The organism is Marinobacter sp. MA (assembly GCF_048298425.1).
Classification (GTDB): domain Bacteria; phylum Pseudomonadota; class Gammaproteobacteria; order Pseudomonadales; family Oleiphilaceae; genus Marinobacter; species Marinobacter salsuginis.
Map to the genome: position 1 here is coordinate 3,638,978 of NZ_CP103058.1, position 23,996 is coordinate 3,662,973.

Sequence of the window (23,996 nt, forward strand, 5' to 3'; positions counted from 1 at the left end):
TCATTCGTCCGAACCCGGATTCATTGATTCATGAGCAAGAAAAAACCCGGAACGCCGAGCAACACGATTGCGCTGAACAAGAAGGCGAAGCACGAGTATCACATCGAGGAACGCTTTGAAGCGGGCCTCGCCCTCCTGGGCTGGGAAGTGAAATCCCTCCGCGCGGGCAAGGCCCAACTGGTGGACGCCTATGTGCTGCTCAAGGACGGCGAAGCCTGGCTGCTTGGCTCCCACATTACCCCGCTGATCGCAGCATCCACCCACGTAATCGCGGACCCGACGCGTACCCGCAAACTCCTGCTGCACGCCAAGGAAATTGCCAAGATCGTCGGCAAGGTGAACCAGGCCGGTTATACCTGCATTCCGCTGGCGTTGTACTGGAAAAACAACAAGGTGAAGTGCGAAATTGCCCTGGTTAAAGGCAAGAAGCTGTTCGATAAGCGCGCCACCGAGAAAGAGCGCGACTGGAACCGCCAGAAGCAGCGTATCCTGCGCGAAGCCAACGTTTGATTCCATCCCCCACGAATTAGCAAATACCTGACGCCGGTCATGTCCGGCGTTGGCGGGTATGTCGCATACTCATTCTCTTTGTTCAGAATTCCTACAGGCCTATACTCGGGAACTCTGGTGCAGGGCAAAGGGAGCCGCTTATGTCACCCAAACAGATACCAATGTCTGCCGTGGACCGCGCGTGGCTGCGCATGGACTCACCCCAGAACCCCATGATGATCTGTGGGGTGTGGACTCTGGAGCGTCCGCTTTCAATGAGCCGCTTCCGGCATACGCTGGAGGAGCGATTTCTCTGCTTCGACCGGTTCAGGCAGCGGGTGATAGATACGGGCGACCGGGCCTACTGGCAGGACGACCCGCTGTTCGATCTGGACAACCACCTGCACCGCATCGCCCTGCCGGGCAAGGCCGACAAAGCCGAACTCCAGAAGCTGGTCAGTGACATGAACAGCACCTCGCTGGATTTCCGGCAACCGCTCTGGCAAATGCACTACATCGACAACTACGGCGACGGTGGCGCCCTGCTGATCCGTATTCACCATTGCATTGCCGATGGCATTTCGCTGGTGCGGGTGATGCTGTCACTCACCGACAAAACGCCGGAACCCAGGCTGGAGAAAGTGGCTCGCAAGCGTCGCTCGAAACGCCGCCAGCGATCGACCGTCAAGAACTTCCTGCACCGTGCCGTAGACAGCGCGGAAGCCGCCACCAATCAGGCAAAACTGTTTATCCAGTCTGTTCGGGAAGAGCCCAACTACCCCCTGAAACTGGCGACGACCGCCAGTGGCGTGGCTCTGGACCTTCTCAAACTCGGCCTGGCTCCGGTAGAGCCCAAAACTGGTTTGAAGGAACCACTATCCGGACGCAAGCAGGTAGCCTGGGCGGATCCCCTGGACCTGAACGAAGTGAAAGCGTGTGCCAAGGCCCTGGGCGGCACCATCAACGATGCCCTGCTCTGCACCGTCACCTTGGCTCTGCAGCGACATTTCAAGGCCCACAGAGAAACCATCCCCGAATGCGGAATCCGCGTGGCCGTGCCCTTCAACCTGAGGCCTCTGGATCAACCCATAGAAACCCTCGGCAACAGGTTTGGCCTGGTACTGGTCACGCTGCCGGTGGAGATACAAGACCCGCTCATGTGCTTCCGCCAGGTACAGGAGAACATGAACCGGCTCAAGCGCTCCTATCAGGCACAGGTTACCTATAGCCTGCTTGATATTTTCGGGCGAGGCCCCGATGTTATTGAGCGGCGGGCACTGGATCTGCTGAGCAACAAGGCGTCCGCCGTGCTGACCAACGTGCCCGGCCCCAAAGAGCCTCTGTACCTGGCAGGCAGCAAGGTGACCCAGCCCATGTTCTGGGTGCCCCAGAGCGGCAGTATCGGTATCGGCATGAGTATTCTCAGTTATGCAGGCACCGTGCAATTCGGCATTACCGTGGACAAAGCCATCCATGCCGACCCCGATGCCGTGATGAGCTACTTCCGGGGAAGCTTCGAGGCCCTGAGCCACGCGGCTCTTGCCGGCCGACAGGATGCCATTGAACGCAAGGCAAGCTAGGACTGTAGGTACATCTACAGCCCTGAAAGCACAAAACTGCAACAAACAAACCTTGAAGTCCGGCAAACCGGACACATATACTGATCAGAAGGGGACGACATGGCTTCGACGCCGGTGGCGAACCCTTGAGTGCATGTCGAGATGGCAGCCAATCTCGTTAATCCAAAGCTGCAACGCAATAGTCGCAAACGACGAAAACTACGCACTAGCAGCGTAAGCTGCTAGTCGTCCTGACCGGGTCGCCCGTAGCCCGGAAGCAACATCTCAGGACGTCATCGCTTACGGGATGCTCCGTTACCCAGAGTTCACTGGTTAACGGCTAAGATTTAAAGAACTCGGTTCTTGCACCCTGGCTCTCGGGTCGCTTGAACTTAAATCAATAGAGAGACGCTAAACATGTAGACCTCAAGGCTGAGTACTGGCGGACGCGGGTTCAATTCCCGCCGTCTCCACCAAACAACCAAGAGAAAGCCCCTGATTTCAGGGGCTTTTCTCGTTATGCGTTCTGGAAAACCTGGCCGAACATCAACGAATCGCCAACGGGCATGTGCCCATGTCCGCCTGCGCCTCAGCCAGCCAAGAATCGCCGGTACCGCAAACATACCGATTCACAATGGCCGCATAGGTCCCGTCGTCCAGCATTGCCTGCAGCACACGATCAAAATCCGCCACAAACTCGGAACTGACCGATGCTTTGGAGGAAACGAAGAACGCCGGTTTATTGGACACGACCATCGAGCTGGACGTAATCATGCCTGACAGTCCCAACGCCTGAATTTCGTACAGACCCGTGAGCCTGCTGGCGACCACACCGTCTACCCGGTTGCGGGCCAGCATTTTCCAGAGCGACTCCCGGCGGGAAACATACTGTATGTTTTTTTCGTAGTCCGGATTCTGGATAAGGGCATTGTATTCGTCGCTGTAGGACACGTTGATCTGGGCGCCGAGCCGGAAGCCCGATTTCAGCAATTCTCTCAATCCGACCGGGTCGAACCTGGCCTCATCCGACCGCCGGATAAACAGGATATTGGGGGATACCAGGCCCACCACGTTGGAGTAATAGGCATATTGCTCTCTTTCGGGCGTCCGGTAGGCACCGGAGAGCATATCCACGCGCCCGTCACGCAGCTCCAGAAGCGCTCTCGCCCATGGCAGTTTTTTCAGTGAAAGACCGCACCCAAGCCGCTCCATGGCTTCACGAACCAGATCGGCATCAATGCCAACCACGTCGCCCTCCTGGACCATGAAATAGGGAGGATCATCATCCCAGCGCAAGGAAATATCGCAGTCGGCATAGCTTGAGGCTGAAAAACCCAGAAAAGAAACCAGGACCAAAGCAAATTGACGCATGAACGGTCCGAACGAGGGCGAGGGCAAAAACCGTGAGAACGGAACTCCGTTACTCTTGCCTTGATACATCTTTGGTGCCGCCAACAAAGAGAGTTAGGTTCACTATAGACCACTGAGGCCTGCTCTCAAAACCGTCGACAAGACCGATCCAGGACTAACGCTTCCGTCATCCTGTCGTCATGCAATCAGCATCAAATCAGGGTAGTGTCTGGAGCACACGGTAACGGAGCCCTCACCAACCCCATGAACCAGCCAGACGACCCGGCCAGCCTCACAGAGCTTCTGGAACGCCTCCGCTCGAATACCGCCGGACAGGTACAGGTGTCTGTGGGCGATATACTGGAAGCCGTCGGTGAGCGCTCATTCGGCCCGCTGGTTCTGATTGCTGGCGTGATCACCCTGGCGCCGCTGATCGGTGACATCCCCGGGGTACCCACCCTGCTAGGGCTGATGGTGCTGCTCACGCTGGGACAACTGGTGTTCCAGCGACATTCAATCTGGATTCCGTCGAAGCTGGCCCGCCGGAACATTGAAAGAGAAAAGCTTGCCAGGGGCCTGGACTGGATGGCCAGGCCAGCCCGCTTTATGGATCGCTGGACGAAACAGCGGCTGCTCTGGCTGGTTCGCGGGCCGGGGCAATATCTTATCGCCATCATTTGCATGGCCGTTGCCGCTGCCATGCCACTGATGGAGGTAATCCCATTCAGCGCCAACGGTGCCGGCATTGCCCTGATGGCCTTTGGCCTGGCTATTGTGGCGCGGGATGGCCTGCTCGCCCTGGTGGCGATCCTGGCGACCGGTGGCACTGCCTGGTTCGTTTTAAACAATCTTCCCTGGTGACACCCTGGCAAAGAGGGGGGCTGTCACCATTTGAAACAATCCTTCTGAATCCCGATTTACGGTAAAGCTGCTACTATTGCTACATACCCTTGGCTTGCGGGCTTCAAAGTGCCCGTTATTCAGCCTGCTGAACCCATTTCTTGAAAAGCTCCTGCCTCAGGGGCTTTTGCAGTTGAAAGGATCCGGTTTTATGTCCAGCAAAGCGAAGCAGACCCAGAAACTTCTGCTGTTCCGGCTTTCCGGCGAACGTCTGTTCGGGATCGGTACCCTGAAGATCCGGGAAATCCTGCCTTTCATGCGTCTGACAAAACTGCCTCACAGCCATCATGCGGTCATCGGCACGGCCACCTTCCGGGGATCCGCCGTACCGGTGATTGATATGGCCGCGGCCGTGGGCTACCCACCGCTAAGCAGGGAAGAACAGGAAAAGGCCTCGATTATTATCACGGACATCCAGCGCCAGGAAATTGGCTTTCTGGTGCGCAGCGTTCAGCAGATTATCGAAACCGACTGGAAGCAAGTGATGCCGCCGCCCAAGGCCCTGGGCAACAAGGCCTTTATCACCGGCCTGCTGGACGTGGATGGTGATATCATCCAGTTGCTGGACGTGGAATTGCTGCTGGCCAAGGTGTACCCGGAATCCCTGGACACCCAGGAGGTGGTTCTCACAGATGTGCAGAGTGAGACCCTCAAGGCCCTGAACATACTCATGGTGGACGATTCCCAGGTGGCCCGGAAGCAGCTCTCGGATGTGCTGGACAGCAAGGACATCCCCTACCAGGTAACGTCCAATGGCGATGACGCCCTGCAGATCCTGCTGCGCGATCACGAACTGGGCCGGCCCACGGATATTCTGGTCAGCGATATCGAGATGCCGGGGCTGGACGGGTACGAGCTGGCGTTCAATGTGCGGGACAACTCCGCACTGAAGCAGCCCTACATCATTCTGCATACATCATTGAACAGCGAAATGAGCCTGAGCTACGCCAATCAGGTTGGTGCCAACGAAGCCCTGACGAAGTTCGATGCCGAGGAACTGCTTCAGGCCATGCTCAGAGGCGCCGAACAGGCCCGTTAGGGCCTGAGCTGCTGGATGAATTCCTCGGCATCGGCGCGCATCTCAGCCAACTTTCGCTGCCACTCATCCTGATAACGTTCCTGGGTATCCTCACTCAGGCGGGTGAAGCGTTCGCCGGTTTCCGCCACCGTGCGGCTGGCGTTGGCGAGGGATTCCATGGTCGGGTCGCCCAATTCATCGGCCCTGCGATCCAGGTCCCGGGCAGCCTGCTCCAGAATCACCCGGTCCTCCTCCGGTGTCGGCTCGCTGTCTTTCAGGGCTTCCTCCACCGCCCGCTCAAGTTCCCGCATGGCTTCCTGCAGTTTCTGACCGAATTCATTCATGGCGCTTTCTGCCTGCCGGCCCATTTCATCAGAATAGGCTTCCAGGTCGCGAGCCAACTGCTCCATTTGCTGCTCAAACTCATCAGAAGATGAGGAGAAACGGGCACTGAGCTCCTCGCCAAGCCGGCTGAGCTCACCCATGATGCTGTTGAACGGTGAGGGATTGAGGATGGCCTCTCCGGTGCGATCGTAATCCACCAGCCATTGCTCCTGGAGGCGCACGAGGTAGGTCACCAACTCCAGCCGTTCGCCTTCGGTACCCGCCTCGGCGGGCAGGCGGGTCACGATGGTGGCTTCCCGATCTTCGATGATGACCCGCCCGAACGAGGGCACGGCATCGGTCCAGCTCCGCTTATAACCGTCGAACGCAGCGGTGTCCGACAGGGTGGAGTATTCCATAACGTCGCCAGCGTCATTCTCGGCCATGGCCTGCCAGAACGCCGCCGCCACTTCCTGGGGCGTCTCGGGTTTACTGCAACCGGCGAGAATAGTAAGTGCAAAAGCGGCAATCAGGCCACGAATAAGGAGACGGATCATTGCTGCGCTACCTCGGGTTCAATATCCGCAGAGCATGATACACCCCTTACAACCTGCAGGTCAGTTCCGCCAGTTCCTCATCAAACACCCGGCGGTTTTCACTGTAATCCACAGGCACCTCCACCAGATGGACACCGCCTTCCGCCAGGGCCTTTTCCAGGGTTGGCTGCAAATCCTGCGTGCGGGTTATGCGATGGCCTTTGGCACCATAGGACTCGGCATAGGTGACGAAATCCGGGTTGCGGTAGTCCAGCCCGAAATCGGTATACCCCTCCTGCCCCTGCTTCCACTTGATCATGCCGTAGGCGCTGTCGTTGATAATCAACACAACCAGGTTGAGGTTCAGGCGTACCGCCGTTTCCAGCTCCTGGCTGTTCATCATGAACCCGCCGTCGCCACACACCGCCATCACTTTCAGATTCGGATACAGCATGGAGGCCATCATGCCGCTTGGCAGGCCAGCCCCCATGGAAGCCAGAGCGTTGTCGAGCAGCACGGTGTTGTTGTCGTAGGCCGGGTAATTGCGGGCAAACCAGAGTTTGTACATACCGTTGTCCAGCGTGATGATCCCGTCCTCGGGCATCACCTGCCGGACATCGTGGACAATGCGCTGGGGAATCACCGGGAAGCGGTCGTCCTCGGCCCGTTCCTGCAGGTGGGCGTCCACCGCCTCCTTCACTTCCATCAGGCGAGTGAAGTCGTGGTTGGCGCATTGGCCACAGTTTTCGGCCATGTATTCCACGCTGTTGGCGATATCTCCCACCACTTCGTGCTGGGGGAAATAAACCGGGTCGACATCGGCAGCACTGAAGTTCACATGGATGACTTTCTTGCCACCAGGCGTCATGAAAAAGGGCGGTTTCTCCACGACATCGTGGCCGACATTGATCACCAGATCGGCGCGGTCGATTGCGCAGTGGACGAAGTCGCCGGCCGAGAGGGCCGCGTTACCGAGGTAACGGGGGTGCCGTTCATCTACCACGCCCTTGCCCATCTGGGTGGTGAAGAACGGGATGCCGGTCACATTCACCAGGTGCAGCAGCGCCTGTGAGACCCGCTTCCGGTTGGCGCCGGCGCCAATCATGATCAGCGGGTGCCGGGCTTCGCGCAGCATCTCGCAGGCCATCTCCAGGCTTTTCGGGCTGGCTGAGGGGCGGCGGGCATCGCTGGGCTTGAAGATATGGGTGTCGGACTCAGGCACTTCGTCGGCGATGTCCTCCGGCAATTCCAGATGCACCGCACCCGGACGCTCCTCGGAGGCCAGGCGGAACGCTTCCCGCACCTTGGCGGGAATGGTGTTGGCATTGGTAATCTGTCGGGTGTACTTGGTGAGCGGACGCATCAGGTCCACCACATCCAGAATCTGGAACAGCCCCTGCTTGGAGGATTTGATGGGCTTCTGGCCCGAGATCATCATCATGGGCATACCGCCAAGCTGGGCATAGGCTGCTGCGGTGACGAAGTTGGTGGCACCCGGCCCTAACGTAGACAGGCACACACCCACGCGCCCGGTCAGGCGTCCATAGGTGGCGGCCATGAAGCCGGCGGCCTGTTCATGACGATTGAGCACCAGCTTGATGCTGGAGGTTCTCAGGGCCTCAAGGAAGGCGAGATTTTCCTCGCCGGGCACCGCGAAAATGTATTCAACGCCTTCGTTTTCCAGCGCCCGGATAAACAACTCGGCCCCGTTACGGGCCGGCGAGTGTTCGTTGGCCATGGCCTTCCTCTTGATCTGTGGATTCCGGGTGATCGGCAGGTACCGGGATCAATCGGTTCTGGGCGGCTCCGCCTGAAGCGCTTCTGCCGGTACGCGATCCTTACCCCAGCTGCGATACACACCCTCTGTTACGCGCCGGAGGGCGTCTTCGTTCACTTCCGCAGGCTCGCCCCGCTCCAGGGGATCGTAATGGAAGATGTACAGCCGCGATGTGAACTGCTCGAAAGGCAGCGACGACTCGCCGAAACGCTCGCCGTAACCGGAGGTGCTTACCTTGACGCCGTCGCCCCAGTTCTGGCCGCTGTCGTTGTTGGGGTTGAAGAAGTAAATCCGCATCTCTCCATCCGGGTCGAGCGCGGCCCGGAGAATGGTGATAGCGTGCCAGCCGATAAACCGGGCGGCACTGTCGGTAACGGCGATACCCGCCGGCTGCGGATGAATCAGTGGCTGATTGCCATTGTAGTAGGGGTGATAACTGGCGTAGAAGTGGCGGATAAAGCCTTCCAGATCGTGCAGTTTGCCAGTCGCCACATCGACGTTGATGGCAAAGCCGCGGCCAGCCGACCAGCCGTGGAATTCCGGGTTTACCCATTTATGGGGATCACCCTCGCGCCCGACACACAATCGGCCCATTTCCACATAAATGCGGTCCAGGTGTGGCACCACCACCAGCGAAACCGGATCCAGATCGAGTGTTACCTCGGAAGCCACGCCACCGACACTCCGGGCCGATGACACTGGCTGGCCCTCGAAGTGCATGACGATCTCGTTATCACGGGCGGCCCAGGCCACCATCTGCAACAGATAGTCCGGATCGTTGTAGGCCCACATAGACAAGGCGCGGGCCGACTGGCAAGTGGGGTTATTGCCCTGCCCTACACCCAGGGGCTGCCCGAGCATGTTCAGCACGCCCTGGATCAGCCAGGCACCGGGTTGTGGCTGGTAGCCATAGGCCAGCTCAAGGCGTTCCCGGGCGTGGGGGCAGAGGGACAGACGGGCCTGGCGCCAGAGCGCCGGCGCGACCGGAGGTTGATAGAGAATGCCCCGCTCCAGCAGCAGCGCCAAGCCATAGATGCCCTGGGCCGTTTCCGGATAAATACCTTCCTCGATCAAGGTGTGCACCAGCTCCCGGTAACACAACAGGCAGTCCCGGCCGGTACTGGACAGACCAAGCGCTTCACTTAGGAGGGTGTCCTGGTCGGCCAGAATGAACCGTATGAACGCGGCGTGGTAGGGCGACACCAGCCCGGTGTCGTGCATGGAACGCGCGAATCCGGTGGCCTCGTTCTGCAGGGCCTGGGCATCCATGGTTTCCAGTCTTTGCTGGTACACCACGGTTCCCGGGTCTTCACTGCAGGCGCGGGTGGGCCCGTAGAGGCTTGAGATCAGTCGGTCGGCACCTCGACCTGCGCTACCCAGGTCGGCGTGCGGGTCGGCCCGGCACAGAGCAATCTGCGTGATCATCCTGCGCACGTCCGACACCTGGATTGGTCGCTGTTCGAGGATCCGCCAGATTTCCTCGATCAGACTGTCAATCACATGTTCGTAGCCGATATGGTGGGCCACATACTGAACAACAGCCTGGCTGATCAGTGCCAGCTTGCCCTGCTCCCGCTCGGCCTCACCGGTCATACCGAACAACAGACCCAGGTTGATGGCCAGCACCTGGGTCAGGTAGTGATGGGCCTGTTCGGATGAAACGGAGGGATGGAGGTAACTGCCCCGGGCCACGGCCAGCAGCCTCAGCTCGCTGAAGGCCTCGATGACCACGGTATCGGCATTCTGGCTTTGTAGCGAGTGGGTTGTCAGCGTGGGGAGCAGTATCCCGGGTTCGGCCCAGTCAGTGCCGGCGAACACGCCCGCCAGCTCGAGGCGCTCGGCCCGTTCCTCGATGATCCGGCAACCTTCAGGTTGCAGCAGAACCCTGCGGGCAGTATCCAGTACGCGCGGAAGCTTGCCGGCCCTGGCGAAGGGCCGGCTCTCTTCCATGGCCTGGATCGCGTCATCCAGCCGTTGCACCAGCTTGTCGAAATTCACAGCTGGCGTTGCGCTGCCCGGTTGGTGATCGTTCAAACGATAATCCTCAGGGCCTGGCACCAAACCCGTTTGTTGTTAATGCTTCTCCTGATTATACATAGAAATCGAGGTCTTCCTGATGTTTCAGGAGGTCCCGCATGACGTAAGGATCCTCACCGAAGAAATACACCAGACCCCAGTGGGTACCGAACGCAGTACGCTTGGTAACGGTTTCTTCCAGCGGCGGCGTCAGCTCGTGAGACTCGAAATATTCGTGATTTTCGGTCTCTTCCGGGATCTCCAGTCTGCTGACCACCCGGCGACGCGGATAGACCCCGAAGCAGCCGGCATAACCCTTGGCATCCACCACTTCCTTCGGGAAAAAGGCTTTGATTTCTTCTTCGGTGGTTTTCGGATCGAAGGCCAGAATCAGACCCTGATAGGCGTTGAAGCCATAGGCCTTCTCCAGCAACTCGAACACCTTGAAGCCCGGCGGACGATAGGCAACCTCGCCAAAGTACATGGTCCGGTCGCTGGTTACGAAATACTCGGGATGGATAAATCCGAACTCGATATCAAAGGTCTTGATCAGCTTCTCGATTTCGCCCCGGATCTGGTCCCGGTATTTCTCAAGGTCGGGTGTTGCCGGGACGAACACGGAGTAGCCCAGGGTTACATACTCGGAGATATTCAGGAAGGCGATCTTGCCGTTGTGGATCCAGGCCTCGACCGCAAATTCCCAGCCATCCAGGTGCGACTCCATCAGAACCGGAAATTCTTCTTCCGGGATGGTGTCCACTTCGTCCGGCGTGCGGATCACCCGGTGGCCCAGACAGCCGGCCTTGTCGAACGCCTTGAGGTGGATCGGGTCGTTGGGGTCGCCATCCAGTTTCAGCAGAGTCTGATTTACCCGCTTGAGGAACCGGATAACGTCGCCCTTATCGTGGGCCTCCTCGAAGATACCCACCCGGATGCCACCGAGCTGGGCCCGGCGCTTCATCAGCGCTTTGTCACGCAACAACATGGCCTGACCGAACAGACGCGGCTTGTCCATCAACACCGAGTTGATGGCACCGGCCCACTCCACGGTTTCCTCAAACAACGGGATGGCAACGTCAACGCCCATCTCCTTGAGGGTCTGTGCAATCTCCACAGAGCGGTCGTTCAGACGCTCAAAATTCCAGGGCACGTAGGGGATGTCGTGCTCTTCGCAGTAGGCTTCCGCCCAATCCGGTGCCACGACAACATACCGACGGTCAAACTTGTCGGCCGCTTCTACCGCATTCAGGCTCCAGCCCAACAGCGCAATATACCCTTTCTCAGGATTGTACTTTTGCTCACTCACAGGCTCTCTCCTTTCCTAAGGGTTGCCTTATAACCCTACGCGGTAGCTGTGAAATCGCAAATTTCGCCCCCTTCTAAAACGCGAAAAGCACCGCGATCAGCGGGATAAAACCCAGTGTTCGCAGTGCCTTTCGGTTTCTTAGACCGTTTGGGAATATCAGCCCAGTTTCAGGGTCGACAGGGTCCTCGCGCGGACTTCAGTCAGCAGTGCTTCGTCTTCAACCAGGGAGTGGCCGTAGGACGGCACCAGCTCTTTCATGCGCTCCTGCCACTCCGGCGTCTTGATCTTTTCCGGGAAGCAGCGCTCGATCACATTGATCATGGCATTGGCTGCGGTAGAGGCCCCGGGGGAAGCGCCAAGCAGTGCTGCCAGGGTCCCGTCCTTGGCCGCCACGATTTCGGTGCCGAACTCGAGCTTGCCACCGCCGCCATCAACCTGCTTGATGATCTGCACCCGCTGGCCGGCCATACGCAGCTGCCAGTCTTCTTCCATGGCGTCCGGGAAGAAGTTGCGCAGCGAGGCCACCCGGTCACTGTGGGACTGGAACACTTCCCCGATCAGGTAGCGGGTCAGGTCCATGTTGCTCTTGCTCACCGAGAGCATCGGCTTGAGGTTGGTGGATTTCACCGAGCCGATCAGGTCAAAGATGGAGCCCTGCTTGAGGAAGCGGGTGGTGAAACCGGCAAAGGGGCCAAACAACAGGGCCGGCTCGCCGTTGATGATACGCGTGTCCAGGTGCGGCACCGACATGGGTGGCGCGCCGATCGGCGCCTTGCCGTATACCTTGGAATCGTGCTGCTGGACGATGTCGGGCTTGCCACACACCAGCCACTGACCACTGACCGGGAAGCCGCCATAGCCCCGGGCTTCCTCGATACCGGACTTCTGCAGCAGCGGCAACGCACCACCACCGGCCCCGAGGAACACGAAGCCGGTCTCCAGCTTGGTCAGCTCGCCGGTCTTCTGGTTCTTGACGCGAAGCTTCCAGCGGCCGTTGTCCCGCTGGTCAATGTAGTGCACCGGCGAGCTGAGCATCAGCTCGAAGTTCGGCTGGGTCTCCAGCCAGCTCACCATGCTGCGGGTGAGAGAACCGAAATCCACATCCGAGCCGTGCTTGATCCGGGTCGCGGCAACACGCTGCATCGGGTCCCGGTTATTGACGATCAGGGGCATCCATTCTTCGAGATCCTTCGGGGACTCGGTGTATTCCATATCACGGAACAGATGATGGGCGCTCAGGCGCTCGTAGCGGCGCTTGAGGAAGGCCACGTCCTTTTCACCCCAGACAAAGCTCTGGTGTGGCGTGCGGTTAATAAAGGTGGATGGCTCGGGCAGGATGCCCTGCTCCACCAGATAGGACCAGAGCTGCAGCGACACCTCGAACTGGGCGTTGATCTGCAGGGCACGATCGATGGTCACGTCGCCATCGTCGGTTTCAGGGGTGTAGTTAAGCTCACAGTATCCGGCGTGTCCGGTACCTGCGTTATTCCATCCGTCTGTGCTCTCATGGGCAACGTGGTCGAGACGCTCCACCATGACGATGTCCAGGGACGGATCAAGCTGCCTGAGCATCATGCCGAGAGTGGCGCTCATGACGCCACCACCGACCAGCACTACGTCTGCCTGTCTAACGGCCATTGGTTTTCACCCTAGCTAGTGTTGAGCCTTTTTACCTCCTCACGATCAGCAAGGAGGCCTGTCGAAAGCCGGTCGGGCGCGAGGTAAACGGCGCCGCCGTCTGCTTCCGGTCTGAATGTGCGCGCAATTATCCCGATTTTCGCCGGGATAATAAATTGCGATTGTCAATCGTTGCGGCCTTATCAGGCTTTTACTGGTTCCACCTGCCGATACGTGCACTTGCGAACAGTGGTTTGCTTCGGGCCAAAGGTCTAAAATCCGCCCGCATGATCTGTCTGGCCGGCTTCGGCCTTTACTCTGACAAACCAGGACGGGATTTCCCCAATGTCTGCCCTTGATGCGTTTCTGATTGTTCTCGCGGTTCTGGCGCTGTTGGGCGTCATATTTGAAGAAGTCATCCACATCAACAAAGCCAAGGTAACGCTGTTCTTTGGCACCATGAGCTGGATGCTGCTCTTCCTGTTCAGTGATAGCCCGGATGAAACGTCTGCCATTTCCGCCGGCCTGTCCGAGAGCATTGCCGAAATCGCCGGATTGTGGCTGTTTCTCGTCGCAGCCATGACATTCGTCGCCTACCTGAATAAGAAGGGTATGATCGAAAACGTGATTTACCTGATCATGCCGAAACAGGTAAGCGAGAGGCGGTTACTTTTCCTGACCGGTCTTTTTTGTTTCATTTTCTCCTCTTTGGCAGACAATATCACCGCCACTTTAGTCTCATGCTCCCTGATTCTCTCGCTGGATCTGGAGCTGAAAAAGCGCATCCAGTTTGTCACGCTGGTTGTTTTTGCGGTCAACTCAGGCGGCGTTTCCCTGATCACCGGCGACGTTACCACTCTGATGATTTTCCTCGCGGAAAAGGTGGAAATACTGACTCTGCTGACCCTCGCGATCCCGGCCTCGATTACGGTTTTCATCCTTGCTGTCTTCCTCTCACGGGGCCTGACAGGTACCGTGACACTTCGTTCCAACACCACCCCGGTGCGACGGGTTGATGCGGTCATCAGCGGACTGTTTTTGTTAACAATCCTTAGCACGATCGCTGGCAACGCCCTGTTCGGAATCCCACCGGTTCTGACCTTTCTGTTCGGCCTGTCCATCATGTTCCTGGTATCGCGATTCATGAGTGACGACTCGGACCTGGACCCGATTCTCGAATACATCCGTATCATCGAGTTTGAAACCCTGCTGTTCTTCCTCGGCATCCTTCTGCTGGTGGGCATGCTCAAGGAGATTCATGCGCTGGACTCGCTGGTGGCCATCTACGATGTCCTGCCACCGCTTTACGCAAACTACCTGATGGGTATCTTCTCGGCGGTGATCGATAACGTGCCGTTGACGGCAGCACTGCTGAAGGCCGGCATCGACATGAGTCCCGGCGAATGGATGGGACTGACTTACGCCGTGGGCGTGGGCGGCTCGCTGCTGGTGATCGGTTCGGCCGCCGGCATCGTGGCAATGAGCAAGGTCCCGGGGCTGACCTTTGCGGCTTATATGCGGTATCTTGCACACCTCCTGGCAGCCTACACCCTTGGCTATGCCGGGGTTTTCATGCTCGGACGTTTCATCAACTGAGGTCTATCTATGCTAATGGCATTTGGCGCAATCATCGCCGGCCTGGTACTGCTGGTCTGGAGTGCCGACAAATTTGTCGAGGGCGCTGCGGCGACCGCCAAACATCTGGGCATGCCCACCCTTCTGATCGGCATGGTGATTATCGGTTTCGGCACCTCGGCACCGGAACTGGCGGTCTCCGCCATGGCCGCGTCCGACGGCAACCCTGGCCTGGCCCTGGGTAACGGCTATGGCTCCAACATCACCAACATTGCCCTGATTGTCGGCCTCACGGCGGTTATCGCCCCGATCGCGGTGCACTCCCAGGTCATCCGAAAAGAGTTGCCGCTACTCATCGGACTCACTCTGATTGCCGGGGTCCAACTGTTGGACGGCCAACTCTCGCGCCTGGATGGCTGGGTGCTTCTGGCGGTCTTCGCGGCAGTCATGGGCTGGTCCATCTACCAGGGCCTGAGAGGTAAAGCCGACCCCCTGGCCGGTGATGCCGATGCCGAAATCATCGCCCATCCCATGCCCCTCAAAACCGCTGTTATCTGGCTGGTGATCGGCCTGGTACTACTGATTGTCAGTTCCCGCCTGCTGGTGTGGGGTGCAGTCACGATTGCACAGAGCCTGGGTGTCAGCGACCTGGTGATCGGCCTGACCATTGTTGCCATCGGCACCTCCCTTCCCGAGCTTGCCTCGGCCCTGGCGGCGGTCAAGAAGAACGAGCACGACCTCATCCTGGGCAACATTCTGGGATCCGGCATCTTCAACACCCTGGCCGTGGTGGGGCTTGCCGCCGCTATCGAACCCCTGGCGGTGGATCCGGAAGTGCTTTACCGGGACTGGACCCTGATGCTGGCACTTACGGTGGGCCTGTTCCTGATGGGCTACGGCCTGACTGGCTGGCGCAAGCTGGTAAGCCGTGTGGATGGCGGCATCCTGGTACTGGTCTACGTTGCCTATACCGGTTATCTGTTGTCCACGGTGGTGGCCGCCGGCACCGCCTGATATGACATAACTGTGTGAGGCCTGTGCTAACCGGCTTCACCATCCCCCAGCAACTCAGTCAACCTTGCGCGCACCTCGGTCATAACCTCATCCAGGTCGGCCTTGGTCTTGCCGGCCGTCTCCAGAGGCTCACCCACCCGGACGTCCACCGGTTGGCCAAGGTTGATTTGCCAGGTGCGGGCCGGCAACACCCGATGAATCCCGCGCACGGCCACCGGCACAATCACCGCCTCGGTATCCAGCGCCAGATGAAAGCAGCCTTTCTTGAAGGGCAGAAGCTTGCCATCCGGTGAACGGGTTCCTTCAGGTGCGGCCCAGAGCACGATTCCGCTCTCCATCATGGCACGGGCCTTTTCCAGGTCTCGCACGGCACGTTGTCGGTTGGAACGGTCCACCGAGGGGAATTCAGCTGCACGCATGGCCTGCCCCAGCAGTGGAATACTGAACAGTTCCTTTTTCGCCAGCATTCGAATGGAGCCCGGCAACGACACGAAGGTGACCGGGATGTCGTAGTGGCTGGCATGGGTGCACATGATGATGTAGCGCCGGCCATCACCGAAATCCGGCACCTGCCCTCGCACCGTGAGACTGGCACGAACCAGCCGTAACAGCGACGCCGACCACTCCCGACAGTATTGATCAACGATGGGCCGGTTCAGCCTTCCGAACAGTGCCCGGAGCAACACCAACAGGGAGAAGAGTGCGGTGAGCCCGACACTGCCAAGAACCACACCTGCCCGCCGAAGAAGCGTTGCCGACTCCGTTAGCGGATTCATCTTCAATCGAATCATCACAGCGCCCCTTCTCTGTTTCCCGGTTTCGTTCCCGGCCTTGCCGGGAATTTCAATAGCGGCGAATTATAGCGACTGAAAAACCCGTTGGATAACGCACAAAAGCATTGATTAATTTTTGATCATTATCTATAAGATATAAGGATATAACCCCAAAGAATCGAAAGAGCAGTCCCACCGTCCGACGACAACCCTAAAAAGGAGACGGATCATGAAGCAGGAAACAGCTCTGATGCGCGGCCCGAATGACCCGGGCCTCCAGAACCCTACCCGGCGCACCCTGCTGCTTGGCAGCGCCGGCGCCATGGCGGCGGTTTCCGTGCTGGGGTTTACGCCCCTGGCCAAGGCCGATGAGCCAAAATCACTGCCGGATTACGCGGCCTGGAAAGAACGCAACGCCCTGATCGTTCATAGCACCAACACCATGGAAACCCAACGGGGGGCCATCGGCAACGGCGTCATCACCGCCAGTGACCGTTTGTTCGTACGCAACAACCTGCCGGCACCACCGGCCTCGGTGACCGACAACCCGGATGTCTGGGAGGTGCGGATCGAGGGCGTCAAAAACCCCAGAACCCTGACAGTCGGTGACCTGAAGCAGATGGGCGTAACCACCGTTGCGTCTGTACTGCAGTGTTCCGGTAACGGCCGGGCGTTTTTCCCTCACGGGGCAGGTGGCACCCAGTGGTCTGTTGGCGCCGCTGGCTGCATCATGTGGACCGGAGTGCCATTGAAGGACGTTGTAGAGGCTCTGGGCGGTCCTGTCGAGGGGGCACGCTACATCACCAGTACCGGCGGCGAGACACTGCCTGACGGTCTGGACCCGAAAACCGTGATCGTTGAGCGCTCCGTTCCCACCCGAGCCATGGAAAGCGCCCTGCTGGCCTGGGAAATGAACGACGAGCCTCTGACCCATACCCACGGTGGCCCGCTGCGCATGGTGGTGCCGGGTTACTACGGCGTGAACAACGTGAAGTACGTCAAGAACGTCGCCTTCACCGAAAACCAGACTGACGCCAAGATCCAGGCCTCCGGTTACCGGATCCGTGATGTTGGTGTAAAAGGCGCCCCGGATCAGCCCTCCATGTGGGAAATGAACGTGAAATCCTGGGTGACCGCCCCTCTGGAAAGCGGTCGGACCGGCCGAAACATGATTTACGGTGTGGCCTTTGGTGGCACCGTTGCCCTGGAAAAAGTCGACGTTTCCGTGGATGGCGGCAAAACCTGGAAACAGGCCCGCTTCCTGGGCCCGGATCTGGGTCCCTATGCCTGGCGGCCGTTTGTACTGGCAGCCGATCTAACCGCTGGAGAGCATCGGATTATCAGCCGTGCCACAGACGTGGAGGGCAATACCCAGCCTGAGGGCCGGGTCGAGAATGAACGTGGTTACGGCCACAATGGCTGGAGCGACCACGGAGTTACGGTTGCCATCAGTTGATGACTGGTCGGGTCGGCCGGGAGTAGGTCGACCCCGATCTTTGCGGAAAGCAACAACATGAGAAAAACTGCATTATTTTTCGCGGTAGCCCTGATCGGGCTACCTTCACTGGTTGTCGCCAGTGAGCTGGAGAAAGGAAAGCAGGTCTTCACCCAGGAGGCACAACCCTCTTGCACGATATGCCACACACTCGCCGACGCAGGTTCAGCCGGTGCCGTCGGCCCGAACCTGGACGAACTCAAGCCAACCCTGGAACAGGTGGCCAATGCCGTCACCGGCGGGGTTGGTATTATGCCCGCGTTTAACGAGTCGCTGTCTGAGGAACAGATCCACGCGGTGGCACACTATGTAGCCACTGTGACAGGCGGCAGTAAATAGAATGGGGGCCTGACGGCCCCCATCAGTTCTCAGGCGTTTTCCTCAAACACCATGGCAACCGAGTTCAGGCAGTAACGCTGCCCGGTTGGCGGCGGGCCATCGGGAAAAACATGGCCAAGATGGCTGTCACATCTGGGACAGCGGATTTCGGTGCGGGTCATGCCTAGACTGGTGTCCTCGATGTACCGGATGTGTTCCGGATCAAAGGGCTGGAAGAAGCTCGGCCAGCCGGTTCCCGAGTCAAATTTCGAGTCCGAACTGAACAGAGGCAGATCGCAGAGCCGGCAGTGGTAAACTCCGGCTTTCTTGTTATCCAGCAAGGTCCCGCAGAACGGATGCTCGGTACCATGGTCCAGCAATACACGTCGCTCTTCCGATGTCAGATCTGCGGCCTTTTCCTCAACCTGCGCTTCGGTCAATGGCGTCAGGTCATAGCCTGCCTTGGACACTCCCATGGTCTGTCTCCTCAGGCGGTACTGCCTGTGTCGTTGTCTGTAAATTCCGGCTTCAGGCGGTCAGGATAGCTGTCTACGAGCTTTTCCATTTTCGGCGCGGCCACGGCCATTATGTAGGGCTGATAGGGGTTCCGGGCCGCAAAATTCTGGTGATATTCCTCGGCTGGATAAAACGCTTCGAGCGGTTCCAGGGTGGTCACTATCGGATCCGGATATACCCCGGCCTGATTGAGCTGTTGGATGTAGGCCTCGGCCACTCGCCGCTGTTCCGCCGTTTCATAAAACACCGCCGAGCGGTACTGGGTGCCTCGGTCGTTGCCCTGGCGATTCAGCTGGGTGGGATCATGGGCAACCGAGAAGAATACCTTGAGCAGCTCGCCAAAACTGACCTTGGCAGGATCATAGTGGACATCCACCACTTCGGCGTGGCCGGTAGTACCCGAGCACACGGCCTCGTAATTGGCGGAACTGGCATGACCGCCGGCGTAACCGGATTCGACGCTGGTGACGCCATCCATTGCCAGGAAAACCGCCTCCACACACCAGAAGCAGCCGCCCGCCAGCACAACCCGCTGCTCACCTTCTGCCGCTGGCAGATCCTGCTCGGGGTCGGGAAAACGGCTGCGCGGAACGTTGAGACCCGGAATACTGCACGATGTCGTCATGATGACCTCTGCGTTCAAGTTTTCTGCCTGTAACGGCCCGATTGTGGCTGGAAACCTGCGGATTTGCCAACCCTTGTACCCGCCGGCGTTAGCCGGCTTATATGTACGCTGTTCAAGGCAGCAGGATCACCCCGCCCAGCGCACTAAGCGGCGCCAGCAGCCAGACCGGCACCCGCCATACGGCCAGGCACAACCAGAGAACCAGCACCAATCCCAGGTCCAGGGCGCTATGGACTGCCGAGGTCCATACCGGATCATAAAGCGCCGCCAGCAACAGGCCGACCACGCCAGCGTTGACGCCGGCCAGTGCAGACCTTGCCCGACGGTGCTCGCGAAGCCAGCTCCACAATGGAAGACCGGCGAAGACCAACAGGGTTCCGGGCAGAAAAACTGCGATAACGGCGACAACACCACCGATAGCACCCGCCTGTGAACCACCCAGAAATCCAGAGAAAGAGAACAGCGGCCCCGGCATAGCCTGAGCAACGCCATACCCCGCCAGAAAGGTGTCCGCGGCCATGGCACCGGAAGCCACGAAGCCTTCCTGCAACCAGGGCAGCACAACGTGCCCGCCACCAAACACCAACGCGCCGGCCCGGTACATTTCCGCAGCGATCCAGCCGAGGCTACCTGTCGCCTGTGGCAGGAAAGAAACCAGCAACAGGACCGCAAAAGCCACGGCAAGAAGCGCAGGCTTCCGGGATTGCAAAGGCACCTGCAGCGGTTCGGATGCCGCACTGCTCCCCAACTGCATAACAGAACCGACAGCTCCGGCGATGGCCAGGGCCAATATCTGCATCCAGGTTTCGCCGATTATCAGGAGACTCACGGCAACCAGCAAAGCCATGGCGATTCGGGGACGGTCCGGACACAGGGTTCGCCCCATCTGCCAGACGGCCTGGGCCACCACCGCCACAACAAACAGTTTGAGGCCGTGTATCCAACCGCCACTGCCGGCCTCGGGCCAGGCGCTCAACCCCAGCGCGAAGCTGATCATGATCAGCGCCGATGGCAGGGTAAATCCCAGCCATGCTGCGAAGGCACCGCGGTAATGGCCGCGCAGGAATCCGATGGTCAGACCCACCTGGCTGGACGCCGGACCAGGCAACAGCTGGCACAGGGCCACGACTTCTCCGTAGGCACTGTCCGAGAGCCATCGCCGACGTTTCACGAACTCATCATGGAAGAACCCAAGGTGCGCTGCCGGCCCGCCAAACGAGGTCAGCCCGAGCCGGAGGAACAACAGAAAAATCTGCCACGAGGACAGCTCTTCTTCGCCTGGTGATGCAGTCATAAATACTCTGACTCTGATCGTTGGCCGGTTCGGCCTGCCAATATGTCATCAAACATGAACATTATGTCGTTTTGGTTGCATACCTTCGAGGGCCATCCATAATGAGAGTCAGGGTTTGCCACATTGCATATCGGCCATGCCCCGCTCGGCATACAAAGGAAGAAAAATGACGGCAAGGGCTCGCACACCGGAAAACCAGGATGAACTCCTGGAGTACCGCCTGAGCCTGCGGCTCGGCCCTGTTCACGCCCGCCAGAGGCTCGGCATTGAACGGGAGGCTGAAGCGAAGGTATTCGGGCAGGATCACAGCTCCTTCCATCTGGAAAACTGGGCCACGGCGCCCGGGTTTATACGCACCTGTCTGCGCATGGTTGGTCTCTGGGGCCGCGGCCAGAGCAATAGCCGACGTCTGAATACCGTGCATAATCGCTTCCACCTCCCCGGCCTGCCCGAGGCCTTTGAAGACTTTCGCATTCTGCACCTGACCGATCTTCACGTGGACATGGACGAAGCCAACCTGCAGGCGGTGCTGCGCCAGATTGAGCCACTGGACTATGACCTGTGCGTGTTGACCGGCGATTACCGGAAACTGACCTGGGGGCCCATCGAGGGCGCTCTGGATGGCATGGCAAGGCTGCGGGATGGCATAAAGGGCAAACCCTACGCCGTGCTGGGTAACCACGACAGCGTTCGCATGGTACCGGCGCTGGAAGATATGGGCTACCAGCTGTTAATGAACGAAATGGCACCCATTGAGCGCGACGGCCAGACCCTGTACCTGGCGGGCGTCGACGATGCCCACTTCTTCAAAGTCCACAACCTGCACCAGGCCGGAGACAAGATCCCGGCAGGGGGCACCAGCATTCTGCTCAGCCACACGCCGGAGATCTGGCGCGAGGCCGCCCACGCGGGCTATGACGTCTTTCTTTGTGGTCACACCCACGGCGGGCAGATCTGCCTGCCCGGTGGCATACCGGTGACCCTGGATTCTGACTGCCCGCGAACACTTGGACGAGGCTACTGGCGAATGAACGGTATGCAGGGTTATACCTCCCCCGGTTCGGGCACGTCTGTTGTCAATGTTCGGCTCAACTGCCCACCGGAAGTCACCCTTCACACCCTGACCCGTGGGCCGGATTAATGAGGTTGCCGACGGATCCCGAGGCGGTACAGCAGCGGTGAACCGAAAATGTTGGAAAGGGTAAAAAGCACCACCACAATCAGCACCACCCAGAAACTCACCGGCAGCCACGCCATGGCCAGCAACATGGGCAGGAGTGCTTCAGGAATCTGATCCAGACCGATGGCCCGGGCACTGGAGGCCAGCCCCAGCCGACGCTTGATAAAACTGCTCAGCATATCTCCAGCCAGCCCGAGCAGGCCGAACAGAAGCCCGAAAAGGAACCCCAGACCGGTAAACAGCGCAAACACCGCACAGGCGAGTGCGCCGGAAACCACCCCCCGCCAGGTTTTGCTTTCACCGAAGACAGGCCGGCCATCGGACCAGAGTCTTCCGCCATCAACCGGCGCTGACCAGCGGTTTTTCAACAACCCGGCTGCGACCACCGGTGTACCGTTGGCCAGCACCAGCATCAAAAACAGCTCCAGAACGATCAGCAAGCGTTTGCGCCTCTCTGAAACGGCCGATCAGGCAATCCCGCCCCGGGTCAGCTTGAGCGGGTCCATCAACTCCTCAAGCCGTTCCCGGCTGAGGCCGCTGCGCTCCTCCGCCACATCAATGACCGGACGCCCCGTCTTGTAGGCCTCCTTGGCGATGTCTGCCGCCAGGCTGTATCCGATTTCCGGATTCAGCGCGGTTACCAGCACCGGGTTCTTGCCCACACCTGCATTGAGGTTGTCGGCATTGACCGTAAAGTCCTTGATCGCTTTGTCTGCCAGCATGATGGCTGCATTGGAGAGCAAATCGGTCATATCCAGCAGGTTCCCACCCACCAGGGGCAGCATCACGTTGAGCTGGAAATTACCGGACTGGCCGGCGATGGCCACAGCGCTATCCAGCCCCATCACCTGGGCGCCCACCATGGCAACGGATTCCGGGATCACCGGATTGACCTTGCCCGGCATGATGCTGCTCCCCGGCTGCAATGCCGGAAGACTGATTTCAGCCAGACCGTGAATCGGACCACTGTTCATCCAGCGCAGATCATTGGCGATCTTGGTGAGCACAATGGCTGCACCGCGCAGCTGCGCCGACAGCGCCACCGGGGCGTCCACCGCGCTCTGGCCGGTAAACTTGTGATCGAGCGACGTAAACGGATAACCGGTATTGGCCCGCAGGAACTTGACGAACTGACCGGAAAATTCCGGCAGCGCATTGATTCCGGTACCCACTGCCGTACCGCCCTGGGGTACCGCCAACAGTTCATCAGCGGCGGCCTCTACCCGCTTTTCAACGGCCAGAAGCTGTTCGCGCCAGGTTTTCAGCTCCTGACCCAGCGTCACCGGCATGGCATCCATCAGGTGGGTTCGACCAGTCTTAACCTGACTGGAGAATGCCGCCTCCTGTTCGTAGATTACACCGCACAGATGCGACAGCGCCGGCAGCAGCTTTTCCTTGGCCGCAATCACCGCGCTCACGTGGATGGCCGTCGGAATCACATCGTTCGAGCTCTGGCTCATGTTCACATGATCGTTCGGGTGCACCTCGAAACCTGCATTGCGGGCAATACTGGCGATCACCTCATTCACATTCATGTTGGTGCTGGTGCCGGAGCCGGTCTGGTAGCGGTCCACGGGAAACTGATCGGCGTACTCGCCTTTCACAATATCCTCACAGGCCTGGGCAATGGCATCCCTGAGATCGTTATCGAGCAGACCCAGGCTGGTGTTGGCTTCTGCGGCTGCCCGCTTGATCTGCGCAACTGCGGCAATGAACGCCTGGGGCATTGGCTGACCACTGACCGGGAAATTCTCCACGGCACGCTGGGTTTGTGCGCCCCAGAGCGCATCCGCAGGTACCTGGACGTCTCCGAGGCTGTCCGTTTCCGTTCTGAATTCGCTCATATTCCCTCCTGTCCGTCCATTTGCTCGTGGCTTTGGGCGTGTACGCTCCAGGGCCGGCCCTGGCTCAACCGCCGCCCTGGGACCTGAGCCGAACATGGTCGCAGATGCCCGTAACCTGTTCAAAATTCAGGATCAGGGTATGAACCGTGTTGGTGTAGGTATCATGCAGATGGAATTTGTAGCGGTGCTGCTTTTCACCCTGCAGGAAGGCGTCGTATTCGCGGACCAGTTCACGCACATCGCCCCCGGAATCCTTGCTCCAGGTGGCATTGAACGGCCCCAGAACGGCACCGCCAGCCAAGCAGACTGTCACTTCGTGGTTCGTCAGACCATTTTCCGGAACTGTCATGGTTATCTCCCTTTCGATGAACCTGTGATAAGTGTAGTCGCTCCTGACTTTGAAACAGGCCATAGTGCCAAGGCCGTCACAGAACAACGCTTCCAACATTAGACAGGCCCCATTTGTAGGA

Annotated in this window: 22 protein-coding genes and 1 other RNA gene; 10 read left to right on the forward strand and 13 right to left on the reverse strand. The window is 59.0% G+C overall.

The window, feature by feature from the left end; all coding sequences use genetic code 11:
- Nucleotides 1–30: 30 nt before the first annotated feature.
- From smpB to ssrA, 3 genes are all read left to right on the forward strand, one after another.
- Entirely contained in the window at nt 31–510 is a 480-nt protein-coding gene (gene smpB, locus NUW46_RS16885) for an SsrA-binding protein SmpB (protein WP_064229984.1), read from the forward strand.
- A 140-nt stretch (nt 511–650) separates the two neighbouring features.
- Nucleotides 651–2,069, forward strand: a complete 1,419-nt coding sequence (locus tag NUW46_RS16890; protein WP_418140743.1) for a wax ester/triacylglycerol synthase family O-acyltransferase — start codon at nt 651–653, stop codon at nt 2,067–2,069.
- Between the two features lie 90 nt (nt 2,070–2,159).
- Nucleotides 2,160–2,524: a transfer-messenger RNA gene (gene ssrA / locus NUW46_RS16895) on the forward strand.
- A 70-nt stretch (nt 2,525–2,594) separates the two neighbouring features.
- On the opposite strand, the gene NUW46_RS16900 is transcribed toward ssrA, so the two are convergent.
- The gene (locus NUW46_RS16900) at nt 2,595–3,419 is read right to left on the reverse strand and encodes a substrate-binding periplasmic protein (protein ID WP_418140744.1); all 825 of its coding nucleotides are present in this window, start codon (nt 3,417–3,419) and stop codon (nt 2,595–2,597) included.
- A gap of 243 nt (nt 3,420–3,662) precedes the next feature.
- On the opposite strand from NUW46_RS16900, the gene NUW46_RS16905 reads away from it, so the two are divergent.
- Together NUW46_RS16905 and NUW46_RS16910 are read left to right on the forward strand one after the other, a co-directional pair.
- The gene (locus NUW46_RS16905) at nt 3,663–4,259 is read left to right on the forward strand and encodes an exopolysaccharide biosynthesis protein (RefSeq protein ID WP_418140745.1); all 597 of its coding nucleotides are present in this window, start codon (nt 3,663–3,665) and stop codon (nt 4,257–4,259) included.
- Between the two features lie 190 nt (nt 4,260–4,449).
- Nucleotides 4,450–5,337 (forward strand): chemotaxis protein, encoded by an 888-nt coding sequence (locus NUW46_RS16910; protein ID WP_136629248.1) that lies wholly within the window; start codon nt 4,450–4,452, stop codon nt 5,335–5,337.
- On the opposite strand, the gene NUW46_RS16915 is transcribed toward NUW46_RS16910, so the two are convergent.
- The 5 genes from NUW46_RS16915 to mqo all read right to left on the reverse strand — a co-directional run bounded on the left by NUW46_RS16915 (nt 5,334) and on the right by mqo (nt 12,913).
- Nucleotides 5,334–6,197: a hypothetical protein gene (locus NUW46_RS16915; protein WP_418140746.1), complete on the reverse strand. Its 864-nt coding sequence runs from the start codon at nt 6,195–6,197 to the stop codon at nt 5,334–5,336. The two genes, NUW46_RS16910 and NUW46_RS16915, sit on opposite strands and share 4 nt — an antisense overlap.
- A 46-nt stretch (nt 6,198–6,243) precedes the next feature.
- Nucleotides 6,244–7,914 carry an acetolactate synthase large subunit gene (locus NUW46_RS16920; RefSeq protein ID WP_069181934.1) on the reverse strand — a complete coding sequence of 557 codons (1,671 nt, stop codon included), beginning with the start codon at nt 7,912–7,914 and terminating at the stop codon, nt 6,244–6,246.
- Nucleotides 7,915–7,962: 48 nt separating this feature from the next.
- Nucleotides 7,963–9,987, reverse strand: a complete 2,025-nt coding sequence (locus NUW46_RS16925; protein WP_418140747.1) for a hypothetical protein — start codon at nt 9,985–9,987, stop codon at nt 7,963–7,965.
- A 55-nt stretch (nt 9,988–10,042) separates the two neighbouring features.
- Complete coding sequence (locus NUW46_RS16930; RefSeq protein ID WP_136629244.1) at nt 10,043–11,275, reverse strand: ATP-grasp domain-containing protein; 1,233 nt, start codon at nt 11,273–11,275, stop codon at nt 10,043–10,045.
- Nucleotides 11,276–11,431: 156 nt separating this feature from the next.
- A complete protein-coding gene (gene mqo / locus NUW46_RS16935; protein ID WP_069181936.1) occupies nt 11,432–12,913 on the reverse strand; it encodes a malate dehydrogenase (quinone) in 1,482 nt (493 codons plus the stop codon).
- Between the two features lie 324 nt (nt 12,914–13,237).
- Here mqo and nhaD point away from each other — a divergent pair, with 324 nt between their 5' ends.
- On the forward strand, nt 13,238–14,488 hold the full coding sequence (gene nhaD / locus NUW46_RS16940) for a sodium:proton antiporter NhaD (RefSeq protein ID WP_222465394.1): 1,251 nt from the start codon (nt 13,238–13,240) through the stop codon (nt 14,486–14,488).
- 9 nt (nt 14,489–14,497) lie between these two features.
- On the forward strand, nt 14,498–15,481 hold the full coding sequence (locus NUW46_RS16945; RefSeq protein WP_174805015.1) for a calcium/sodium antiporter: 984 nt from the start codon (nt 14,498–14,500) through the stop codon (nt 15,479–15,481).
- A 26-nt stretch (nt 15,482–15,507) separates the two neighbouring features.
- Here the strand turns inward: NUW46_RS16945 and NUW46_RS16950 are convergent, their stop codons facing one another.
- On the reverse strand, nt 15,508–16,272 hold the full coding sequence (locus NUW46_RS16950) for a lysophospholipid acyltransferase family protein (protein WP_209400039.1): 765 nt from the start codon (nt 16,270–16,272) through the stop codon (nt 15,508–15,510).
- Nucleotides 16,273–16,483: 211 nt separating this feature from the next.
- Here NUW46_RS16950 and NUW46_RS16955 point away from each other — a divergent pair, with 211 nt between their 5' ends.
- Nucleotides 16,484–17,710: a sulfite oxidase gene (locus tag NUW46_RS16955; RefSeq protein ID WP_418140748.1), complete on the forward strand. Its 1,227-nt coding sequence runs from the start codon at nt 16,484–16,486 to the stop codon at nt 17,708–17,710.
- Between the two features lie 57 nt (nt 17,711–17,767).
- Nucleotides 17,768–18,088, forward strand: coding sequence for a cytochrome c (locus NUW46_RS16960; RefSeq protein WP_349342433.1), 321 nt, complete (start codon nt 17,768–17,770; stop codon nt 18,086–18,088).
- Between the two features lie 29 nt (nt 18,089–18,117).
- Here NUW46_RS16960 and msrB read toward each other — a convergent pair whose 3' ends face one another.
- The 3 genes from msrB to chrA form a co-directional block, all read right to left on the reverse strand.
- A complete protein-coding gene (msrB, locus tag NUW46_RS16965) occupies nt 18,118–18,543 on the reverse strand; it encodes a peptide-methionine (R)-S-oxide reductase MsrB (RefSeq protein ID WP_069181941.1) in 426 nt (141 codons plus the stop codon).
- Between the two features lie 11 nt (nt 18,544–18,554).
- Complete coding sequence (msrA, locus tag NUW46_RS16970) at nt 18,555–19,208, reverse strand: peptide-methionine (S)-S-oxide reductase MsrA (RefSeq protein WP_222465398.1); 654 nt, start codon at nt 19,206–19,208, stop codon at nt 18,555–18,557.
- 112 nt (nt 19,209–19,320) lie between these two features.
- Nucleotides 19,321–20,502, reverse strand: a complete 1,182-nt coding sequence (gene chrA / locus NUW46_RS16975) for a chromate efflux transporter (RefSeq protein ID WP_291908264.1) — start codon at nt 20,500–20,502, stop codon at nt 19,321–19,323.
- Nucleotides 20,503–20,668: 166 nt separating this feature from the next.
- On the opposite strand from chrA, the gene NUW46_RS16980 reads away from it, so the two are divergent.
- Entirely contained in the window at nt 20,669–21,643 is a 975-nt protein-coding gene (locus NUW46_RS16980) for a metallophosphoesterase (protein WP_418140749.1), read from the forward strand.
- Here the strand turns inward: NUW46_RS16980 and NUW46_RS16985 are convergent.
- The 3 genes from NUW46_RS16985 to NUW46_RS16995 form a co-directional block, all read right to left on the reverse strand.
- Complete coding sequence (locus NUW46_RS16985) at nt 21,640–22,122, reverse strand: CDP-archaeol synthase (RefSeq protein ID WP_222465401.1); 483 nt, start codon at nt 22,120–22,122, stop codon at nt 21,640–21,642. The genes NUW46_RS16980 and NUW46_RS16985 overlap by 4 nt on opposite strands.
- A gap of 27 nt (nt 22,123–22,149) precedes the next feature.
- Nucleotides 22,150–23,526: a class II fumarate hydratase gene (locus tag NUW46_RS16990; protein ID WP_418140750.1), complete on the reverse strand. Its 1,377-nt coding sequence runs from the start codon at nt 23,524–23,526 to the stop codon at nt 22,150–22,152.
- A gap of 64 nt (nt 23,527–23,590) precedes the next feature.
- Entirely contained in the window at nt 23,591–23,875 is a 285-nt protein-coding gene (locus NUW46_RS16995) for a hypothetical protein (protein WP_069182785.1), read from the reverse strand.
- Nucleotides 23,876–23,996: the final 121 nt, after the last annotated feature.